This window comes from Rhodococcus sp. T9N (genome assembly GCF_024436645.1).
In the GTDB taxonomy this organism is placed as follows: Bacteria; Actinomycetota; Actinomycetes; order Mycobacteriales; family Mycobacteriaceae; genus Rhodococcus_F; species Rhodococcus_F qingshengii.
Map to the genome: position 1 here is coordinate 1 of NZ_JAMSKS010000084.1, position 7,030 is coordinate 7,030.

Annotated in this window: 4 protein-coding genes and 1 pseudogene; 2 read left to right on the forward strand and 3 right to left on the reverse strand. The window is 60.1% G+C overall.

Going from position 1 to position 7,030, the window contains the following annotated elements; translation table 11 throughout:
* Nucleotides 1-78 precede the first annotated feature (78 nt).
* Nucleotides 79-1,845 (forward strand): annotated as a pseudogene (locus M1L53_RS34985) (zinc-ribbon domain-containing protein); the annotation flags it as partial.
* Nucleotides 1,846-1,992: 147 nt separating this feature from the next.
* Nucleotides 1,993-2,322, forward strand: coding sequence for an endonuclease domain-containing protein (locus M1L53_RS34225; protein ID WP_261949445.1), 330 nt, complete (start codon nt 1,993-1,995; stop codon nt 2,320-2,322).
* A 110-nt stretch (nt 2,323-2,432) separates the two neighbouring features.
* Here the strand turns inward: M1L53_RS34225 and M1L53_RS34230 are convergent, their stop codons facing one another.
* The 3 genes from M1L53_RS34230 to M1L53_RS34240 form a co-directional block, all read right to left on the reverse strand.
* Nucleotides 2,433-2,942 carry a hypothetical protein gene (locus M1L53_RS34230; protein ID WP_230793574.1) on the reverse strand — a complete coding sequence of 170 codons (510 nt, stop codon included), beginning with the start codon at nt 2,940-2,942 and terminating at the stop codon, nt 2,433-2,435.
* 490 nt (nt 2,943-3,432) lie between these two features.
* The gene (locus tag M1L53_RS34235) at nt 3,433-4,056 is read right to left on the reverse strand and encodes a hypothetical protein (protein ID WP_230793572.1); all 624 of its coding nucleotides are present in this window, start codon (nt 4,054-4,056) and stop codon (nt 3,433-3,435) included.
* Nucleotides 4,057-4,174: 118 nt separating this feature from the next.
* Nucleotides 4,175-7,030 (reverse strand): bacterial transcriptional activator domain-containing protein (locus M1L53_RS34240; RefSeq protein WP_261949528.1); only part of this gene is annotated, 2,856 nt, incomplete at its 5' end.

A 7,030-nucleotide genomic window follows, 5' to 3' on the forward strand; every position in this document is an offset into this window, starting at 1 on the left:
CACCTTCGAAGGACGCATCACCCTGAACGGTAACTAACCGACATCAAGGTCGGATCCACCGTTAATCGGACACTCCCGATCGCCGCGCAATGGGATACCGAACGCAATGAGCGCCGCGCCTCAGAGTTCAATGTAAACAGTCAGTTTCGAGCGTGGTGGCTGTGCGCGCGCAACCACTCTTTCCAACGCAAGATCGCGACCCGAACCAGCAGGGGTGGAACCGGGTGCCCATTCTGTGCGGGATCACGGGCGGTACCCGGTGAAACAGATTTAGCGACGAAAAATCCGGACATTGCGGCTCAGTGGCATCCCAACAAGAACTCGAACGAACCGTCTGAAGTCTCGGCCTTCTCATCGAAGAAGGCGTGGTGGATGTGCACGAAGGGCCACGAGTGGGAAGCTGCCATCTCAAACCGCACGTCCGGAGGGACACGGTGCCCGTTCTGCAGCGGACGCCGACTCATCCCCGGTGTCAATGACCTCGCGACAGTTACCCCTGAGCTCGTTGCGCAATGGGATTCCAGTCGCAATTCACTCGGGCCCGAAGAGGTCACGCGCAGCAGCCACAAGAAAGTGTGGTGGCTGTGCGAGCGATCGCATTCCTGGGAAGCAGCTATCTCCAGCAGATCAGGAGGGACTGGGTGCCCTGTATGCACCAACAAAGTCATTCAGGTAGGGATCAACGACCTAGCCTCTCAAGACCCCCTCCTCGCAGCCCAGTGGCACCCAACCCTCAACGACACCGCCCCCACCAAAGTAGGAACAGGTAGCAACAAGGTCGCCTGGTGGCGGTGCAAACTCGGACACGAGTGGAAGGCAACGGTCGAGCGACGCAGCAGGGGATCTAAGTGCCCCGTTTGTGGCGGATGGCAAGTGCTCGCCGGCTTCAACGACCTAGCCGCACGAAGCCCGCTGATCGCGTCCCAATGGCACCCTACGAAAAACACCACAACCCCCTCGCAAGTCGGCAACGGGACCCCGCAGCAAGCCTGGTGGCAGTGCGAAATCGGACACGAATGGCGCGCGGCCGTCAACAGTCGGACAAAGAAGGGCACAGGTTGCCCCTTCTGCGCAGGAAAAGCCGTACTCCCTGGCTACAACGACCTCCAAACAACACGGCCCGACCTCGCACGAGAATGGCATTCCACCCGAAACTCTCTCACCCCAACCGACTTCACATCCGGCAGCAACAAAAAGGTTTGGTGGGCCTGCAGTTCCGGCCATGAATGGCAATCAACAATCATCAATCGCAGCAGCGGCGGCTACGGATGCCCCATCTGCACTAACCGAACAGTGCTCACTGGATACAACGACCTCGCAACAGTGATGCCACAGCTTTCCAGCCAGTGGCATCCAACCCGAAACACCGTAAAACCGACAGAAGTAACGATCGGAAGCAAAAAGAAGATCTGGTGGCAATGCAACGAAGGCCACGAATGGCAAGCCCCCGTGGAGTCACGATCGAGCGGTCAAGACTGCCCGTACTGCTCGAATCGTCGAGTACTTCAGGGATTCAACGACCTCGCAACCACCCACCCACACCTGATTCCCGAATGGCACCCCGACAACACCCGATCACCAGAGTCCGTAACATTCGGAAGCGACCACGAAGCCTTATGGATATGCACCGCCCACCAACATCAGTGGAAAGCAGTTGTTCAGTGGCGTAGCTCGGGGAGCTCATGCCCGATCTGCTCCGGCTACAAAGTTCTTGCCGGTTTCAACGACCTCACAACAACACGACCGGTTCTCGCAGCGGAATGGCACCCCACCCGAAACACCGCTCCCCCAACGGAATATTCAGCAGGAAGCGGAACGAAAGCGTGGTGGACATGCGACAAGAACCACGCATGGAAAGCGACAATCTCCAACCGCGCTTACGGAGGAGCTGGATGCCCCCGATGCAACGCAGGAACCTCCCGACGCGAACGCGAGGTCTGCACACAGATCGCCGCACTACTTAAGGTCTACGACTACGACGGACCACGTCGCGTGGAAGACTGCCCGATACCCATCGACTTTGTCGCAACCGAACTGGGCATCGTCATCGAGTACGACGGCTGGTACTGGCACAAAGTAAAGTTCGTCAGCGACACGAGAAAATGCCGCCTGCTCGAAGATCTGGGCTGGACCGTTGTGCGAATCCGCGAACGCGGTTCCCGACAGGAAAGGCTTCCGCTGCTTGATGTCCCATTCATCGAGTGTGGACCCAACGAGCCTGCTCACGTCGTCGCCGAACGGATCTGCGTCCTGCTCCGATCCCTCATTCCGACTGCTTTCAAGGAAATCGACGACGCGCACAGCGCGTTGTCCGACAAGTAATTCCCCTGCGGCGGTGCTTCTTCCGCACAAAAGGAAGCTCCCTGAACGAACCCATCGGGTTTGTTCAGGGAGCTTTGAAGCCTTGCTCGCGGAGACTCAGTTCGAACCTGTCACTTTGTGACCAACACCTGCATTTCTCCGACCCGAACCTCAGTGGTAGCGGTCGGAGTGATCGGAATAGTTCCGCCGAAGCTCGCCGTAGGGGTAATCGCCGACCACGACACTACCCAAATCGAGCTGACCGACGGGCGGAAAACCCCACCGGGCTGTCCCTGAGACGACTTGCCTAAGAAGTGATTACAGGTCGGACTCGGCAGATCCATCGCCACATCGGTATACGGAATTGAATTGACCGGGCACACCGGCGGGATAGTCGGTAACCCATCTCCGTAATTGACTGCAAGTCCTGTGTTCACCGCATTCAGGTTGACGGTGACAACTCCTGTAGTAACCGTACGGTTAATTGGCCCGGTTGTCCGCTCGGAAGGGTTGTTCACCCACAACCAGCTATTGAAACCGACCAAACCGACTTTTTCTCCGGTGTTTGTTGGCTCGGGCGTGATTCCGATGTCGATCGGCTCAACCTGCAATGCTGAGACCGCAGATGAAACAATGTTCATCACCTCCGCTAGGGATACCGGGGTGGGCGGGACATCAATTCCTGGTGCAGCAGGCGCTGGGGCACAGTTGTTTCGGAGGTTGCTGCAACTGTTGCGTTGCAGAACCGGAGGGCCGCTATTTGCGGGAGCGGCACCGCCGCCACTCGCTCCTGCACCACCGCCGCCCGCTCCGCTACCGCCGCCGGCAGCTCCTGCTCCACCCGCTCCGCCACCACCTGTTTGCATCCCCGGGGCCGCGCCTGAAGCACCTCCTCCGGAGGGGACGGAAATGTAGCCGCCACCTGCGGTGACCGTATTGCCTCCGACTGCACCACCGCCCCACGAATCACCTGGAGCCGCGTAGGCCGATGACTGAGTTACGAGCATCATGCTCATGCAAACAACGCTACTGAACATCGCCGCTGAGGAGCGACGGAAAGCTCTTGACATGCTCAACTGAACACCTCCTAATTCGGCTGAAAGTTCTGGATTCGTGGAGTGTTTGGTGAAGTTATGGCGAGTCACAGGATGTACCTGGCTTCGTTGGTTGGCTTGCAATTCGCCAGCCACTCGCGTCTGGCCATGCTGAGTTTCTGACAGTAAACTTCGCGAGCTCCGGAGCGCGATTCGGACTTAGCGCGCTCGTTCCGTCAGGCAAAGTCGAACTCAGTGCGGAGATATCTACGCATGTCCGCATCTCCACGAAAGCCTCGCCAGCAATGGGGTTCCCATCTGCGTCCTTTGGTGCTTCCTGCTTCGTCACCGAAGTATCTAGGACTGTGATCGCACCCGAACCGACGACTCCCTTCGATCGCTGTGTCGTGATGTCCCCCTTGATCCCCGACAACACCGGGTCGACCGCGACACCATCCAATTTATTGATATCAACCGCTGGATCATTTTGGATGCTTGCGAGAACTGCGTAAAACTCGTTGATCTTCGCGGTTGCGGCTTCTGTTGCCTGTTGTTCTGGTGACTTGAGCGATCCCTCCGGACCCGTCAGGACCGGCTTTTGTGTTGACGTAGGAGCGGGATCGTAAGTGTCGCCGTCCGTTCCGCATGCGGCAACAATGGCCGAGGCTGTGACGAGTCCAAACGACAAAGCTGCCGTCTTGCGGAAGATGTTGTGTGTCATGGTTCCCCCTTCGGGGCTGCCGGTTCGGGAGCCCTATCGGTGTTGTTCGGAGCGTATCGGCTGGACGTCACACTTTCGCATGTCCAGTTGTTGGGCTCTCTGGGTCTGTTGGTTCGCATCAGGATGCTCTCTGGGTGATTCGGTAGGGGCGCTCACCGGTTGTGTCGTGGAAGTCGTCGAGTATTTGGAGTAGTTCAGCTGTCTGCTCGTTGGGGTCGACGTCGAGTTCTGCGAGTCTGGTGAGCAGTGTGTCGATGAGGCCTTGTGTGGCTGTGATGTCGTCGCTGCCGTGGGTTGCGATGATCGCGAGTCGCCAGAGCCCTTCGTGGTATTCGTCGACCTCGAGACCTTTTTGAGCGAGTTCAAGGGCGGTGCGCGTGTCGCCTTCTTGTAGGTGCCGTGCTGAGAGTTCTTCGATGGCGTCGGTGAGTTCGGAGATCATGTTCTGGCGTAGTTCTTCTGCCCAGCCGTATCGTGCGGGCGCTTTTTTCGTGGTGAATGGTGCGCCTTCCACGAGGGCGACGGCTGTGGTCAGTTCGTTGTGGTCGGCGGTGGCGGGGTGTCCTCCGATGAGGTTGTTCCAGATGTCCCAGTCAGTGTGGACGGTGTCGTCGAGGCGGTATGGGGTGTTGCCGGTGTTGTCGAAGACCTTGGGGAATGCGAGGTCTCCGGTGGCGGTTTCGCCGAGGAAGTTGCGGAGTCTGGTGAAGGCGGTGTTTCGGCGGGCGGTGCGTTTTGTGGTTTGTTCGGAGAAGCTGAGGTCTGCGTATGTCTGCTTGGGCCAGATCTTTTCGTCGACTTGGGGTCCGCGGATTCCGGGGTGTGGGTGGGTGGCGATGAGGGCTGCGAGTTCGGTGAGGTGAGGTCGTCGGCCGACGTCGGATCCTTCGTTGAGTGCTGTCACGCGTGGGGTCCCGAGGACGTGGATCCAGATGTGTTCGTCGACGGAGAGTGCGTTTTCTGGTGTCGGCGCGATTGCCATCGCGAAGGGTGGCGTGTTTTCTGCGGTGTCTGGTGTGTTGTTGATCGATGATTCGTCGGCGGGGTCGAGGTAGGTGAGGGTTTCGGTGTCGGCTTCGTCGTCGAATTCGGTTGTTGCGGTGTCGAAGTTCGGTTCTGTTGCGAGGATGTGGACAGTCGGTGCCTGGTGGGGTAGGAGGTCGTCGACCGATGTTGCTTCTGCGATGCGGTCGTCGAAGGCTTCCGCTGTCCATGGGTCGTTCTGGGAAGCTGCGTCGGCGATGGGGTCGGCGTCTGCTGTTTCGAGGACGTCGATGATTGCGTCGAATTCTGCTTCGGAGATGCGTGCGGGCGTGAGGTCAAACGCAGGTCTGCCAGGGCGGCGCAGTGTGGCTGACCCGTCGACTCCGGTGGTCAGTGTCCAGTCTGCTGTGGGGTCGTCTGCAGCGGTGACCGCGGCGAACGCGACTCGTGGTGCGTTGGCGAGGATGTTGTCGAAGATTTCGCGTTGTGCGGGTGTCAGGGGCTCGGACAGCAGGATGATTTCGGGATTGGTGATGGCGCTGTCGGTGTATTCGATTCGGGCTTGAGCGATGTCGTCGATTCCGTTGTCCGAGAGAGCTTGTGCGTCGGATCGTGTGTGACGAGCAAGTCGTTCGAGGACTGCGTCGGGGGTTGGAGCGTATTCGATTAGTGCTGAACCGTCGGTATTCGGGCGTGCGAGGGCTTCGCCCGTGCCAACAAGGGTGAGTTTGAGGTTGTCTCCGAGCGGTGAGAAAGCGAGGAACACTGCGAGCGCTCGGACGATGTCGCGTGCCTCGGCGGTGGGGGCCGCGATTCCGAGATGGGAAAGCTGTTCGAGGTTCAGGAGTAGTCGGGATCCGCTCTCAATCTCGCCGATTTCCACAAGCGCCGGGTAGGGGCTGACGGTGGTCAGCGGGGGGTCGAGTTCGTCATCCGCGGTGATGGTCCACGCTGACGTCTCGCGGTCGCGTTGCCATGGAGCGGGTAGTTCGATGTCGTCGAGAAGCGCGAGTTCGATGCTGCGGTCGTGAAGGAAGACGCCGAGAAGTGCGGGTAGCGGGATGGAGTTGGTACGGCAGATGTCAGCGACGTCGCGGAGTGCGTTGTCGAGGAGGTCGAGGAGGGAAGGGTCCGCGATCTCACGAATCTGCTGCTCGACAAGTGCTGTCGACTCCTTGGGCATTGGAATGCGTTCACCACGGCGCCTGCGATTCTGCTGGCGTCGACGGAAGAGCCCAACGCCGGCGAGAAGAGCGATGCCGGCGAGTGCGGACAGTCCCATGACGGTTTTGCTGTCCTGGGCGTCGTCGGTCGAGGTGAGGGCTGTGGTTGCTGCCGCGTTTTCCGGCAGTTGTGCGGCGGTGGTATTCAGAGGGACGAGCGTTTCAGGGGCTTGGGTGTCTGCGGGTGTGGCCTGTTGTGCGCCGGTCTCTGGTGTTGGTTCTGGCGTGAGTTCTGGTGCGATTTCCGGTGTGTTGAACTGCTCGGATTGAGAAATGGTTGAGTCGGGGGCACCAGGAGCGGTGGGGGCCGAGGCGGGGGCTGAGTTCTCGTCGATGGCCGGTGCTGGCGCTGGGGCGGCAGCAGGAGCCTCGCTGGGGGCGGGTACGTCAACAGATACCGGCGGAGCAGGTTGGGGGGCGGGCTCTGTCGCCGGCGCTTCAGCCACCGAAGGCTCCGCCGCCTCTGCAGCGGGAGCACCGGGGATCTCGATACCGAAGATCCGCGCGGCAGCTTCCTCCGCAGCGCGCGCTTCAGCCTGAGCCATCTCATCGCCACCGGGCACCAGCTCCTGCAACTCCGGAACATCCGGAACCACCAACGGCGACTGCTCCCCCGCTACCTCGGACGGAGCAGACGAAACGGGCACCTCCGGAGTTTCCGGAGCTGCCGCAGTCGGAGCCTCCGGAGCCGCGGCAGCAGGAGCCTCGCTGGGGGCGGGTACGTCAACAGATACCGGCGGAGCAGGTTGGGGGGCGGGCTCTGTCGC